This is a genomic window from Pseudomonas sp. DrBHI1, assembly GCF_002205115.1.
In the GTDB taxonomy this organism is placed as follows: domain Bacteria; phylum Pseudomonadota; class Gammaproteobacteria; order Pseudomonadales; family Pseudomonadaceae; genus Aquipseudomonas; species Aquipseudomonas mosselii.
Map to the genome: position 1 here is coordinate 48,742 of NZ_NIBE01000069.1, position 2,050 is coordinate 50,791.

At 67.9% G+C, this 2,050-nt stretch carries 2 protein-coding genes; both read right to left on the bottom strand.

Annotated elements, in window-relative coordinates; translation table 11 throughout:
- Positions 1-1,378, bottom strand: a 1,378-nt coding sequence (tldD, locus tag CC207_RS15680; RefSeq protein WP_088852394.1) for a metalloprotease TldD, incomplete at its 3' end; no start/stop codon positions are given.
- Positions 1,379-1,380: 2 nt separating this feature from the next.
- A partial coding sequence (locus CC207_RS15685) for a carbon-nitrogen hydrolase family protein (protein ID WP_256582099.1) occupies positions 1,381-2,050 on the bottom strand: 670 nt, incomplete at its 5' end.

The following is a 2,050-nucleotide window of genomic DNA, read 5'->3' on the forward strand; positions in this document are numbered from 1 at the left end:
CCGGCACCGACTGCCCATCCTTGCCGCACGTACCCACGCCGCTGTCCAGCGCCAGGTCGTTGCCGACCATCGACACACCCCGCATCGCCTCCGGACCATTGCCGATCAGCGTCGCGCCCTTCACCGGCGCGGTAATCTTGCCGTCCTCGATCAGGTAGGCCTCGCTGGTGGAGAACACGAACTTGCCGCTGGTGATGTCCACCTGGCCACCGCCAAGGTTGGCGCAATAGATGCCCTTCTTCACCGAGCGGATGATTTCCTCCGGGTCGCTGTCGCCAGCACGCATGTAGGTGTTGGTCATGCGCGGCATCGGCAGGTGGGCGTAGGATTCACGCCGGCCGTTGCCCGTCACCGCCATGCCCATCAGGCGGGCATTGAGCTTGTCCTGCATGTAGCCCTTGAGGATGCCGTTCTCGATCAGCGTGGTGCATTCGGTCGGGGTGCCTTCGTCGTCGATGCTGAGCGAGCCGCGGCGGCCCTCCAGGGTACCGTCGTCGACAATCGTGCATAGCTTCGAGGCCACTTGCTCGCCAATACGCCCACTGAACGCCGAACTGCCCTTGCGGTTGAAGTCGCCTTCCAAACCGTGACCGACCGCCTCGTGCAGCAGCACCCCGGACCAGCCCGGGCCAAGCACCACCGGCAGCGTGCCGGCCGGTGCCGGAATGGCCTCGAGGTTGACCAGCGCCTGGCGCAACGCCTCGCGGGCATAGCCCATCACCCGCTCCTCGGTGAAGTAGCGGTAGTCGGTACGCCCGCCACCGCCCTGCCCGCCGCGCTCGCGACGACCGTTCTGCTCGACGATCACGCTGACGTTGAAACGCACCAGCGGACGTACATCGGCGGCCAGGCTGCCATCGGCGGCGGCGACCAGGATCCGCTCCCAGACCCCGGCCATGCTCACGCTGACCTGCTGGATGCGCGGATCGAGGGCGCGGGTGGCGGCATCGACGCGCTTGAGCAGGTCGACCTTCTCGGCGCGGCTCAGCACATCCAGGGGATTGTCAGACGCATACAGGGCAGTCACATCCTGGCTGCGGAACGCCTGCACCTTGCCATCCTGCCCGGCACGGGAGATCGAACGGGCGGCGCGGGCCGCCGAGGTCAGGGCTTCGAGGTTGATCGCGTTGCTGTAGGCGAAGCCGGTCTTCTCGCCGGACTGGGCGCGCACGCCCACGCCCTGGTCGAGGTTGAAGCTGCCCTCTTTGACGATGCCGTCCTCCAGCGCCCAGGTTTCCGAGATCTGGCCCTGGAAATACAAGTCGGCGGCATCGATGCCGGGGCCGGCCAGCTCGCCCAGCACCGTCTGCAGGCTGTCGAGGGTCAGGCCGCCCGGGACCAGGAGCTGCTCGCTGACGGTGGATAAAATCTCGCTCATAGTCACTCCGAGGTGTGCGCAGGCCGCAAGGCGTCCTGCGAGAAAAAGCGCCGGTGCGTGACCACCGGCATGCGCGCCCGGATGGACGCCTGTTCTTCACTGTCGCGCGTGGCGAGCAATACCGCTTCGCCCCGCGCCTGTTGCGCGACGATCCGCCCCCAGGGGTCGACGATCGCCGCCTGGCCGTGGGTTTCCCGCGGCCCCGGATGCAGGCCGCCCTGGGCGGCCGCCAATACATAGCACTGGGTCTCGATGGCCCGTGCGCGAATCAGTACTTCCCAATGCGCCGCTCCGGTCACCGCGGTGAACGCCGCCGGCGCGCTGATCAGTTCGGCCCCGGCGGCACGCAAGGCGCTGTACAGCTCGGGGAAGCGCAGGTCGTAGCACACCGACAGGCCCAGCCGGCCCACGGGCGTGTCGGCCACCACCACCTGGCTGCCGTGGGCGTAGTCGTCCGACTCGCGGTAACGACCGCGGTTGTCGGCCACATCCACATCGAACAGGTGCAGCTTGTCGTAGCGGGCGGCGATCTCGCCGTGCTCATCGACCAGCAGCGAACAGGCGTGGGCCTTGGCTTGCGGCTGGCCGACCGGGGGCAGCGGCAAGGTACCGGCGACTATCCATAACCTGAGGTCGCGGGCGGTGCGTTTCAACCAGGGCAGGATCGGCCCC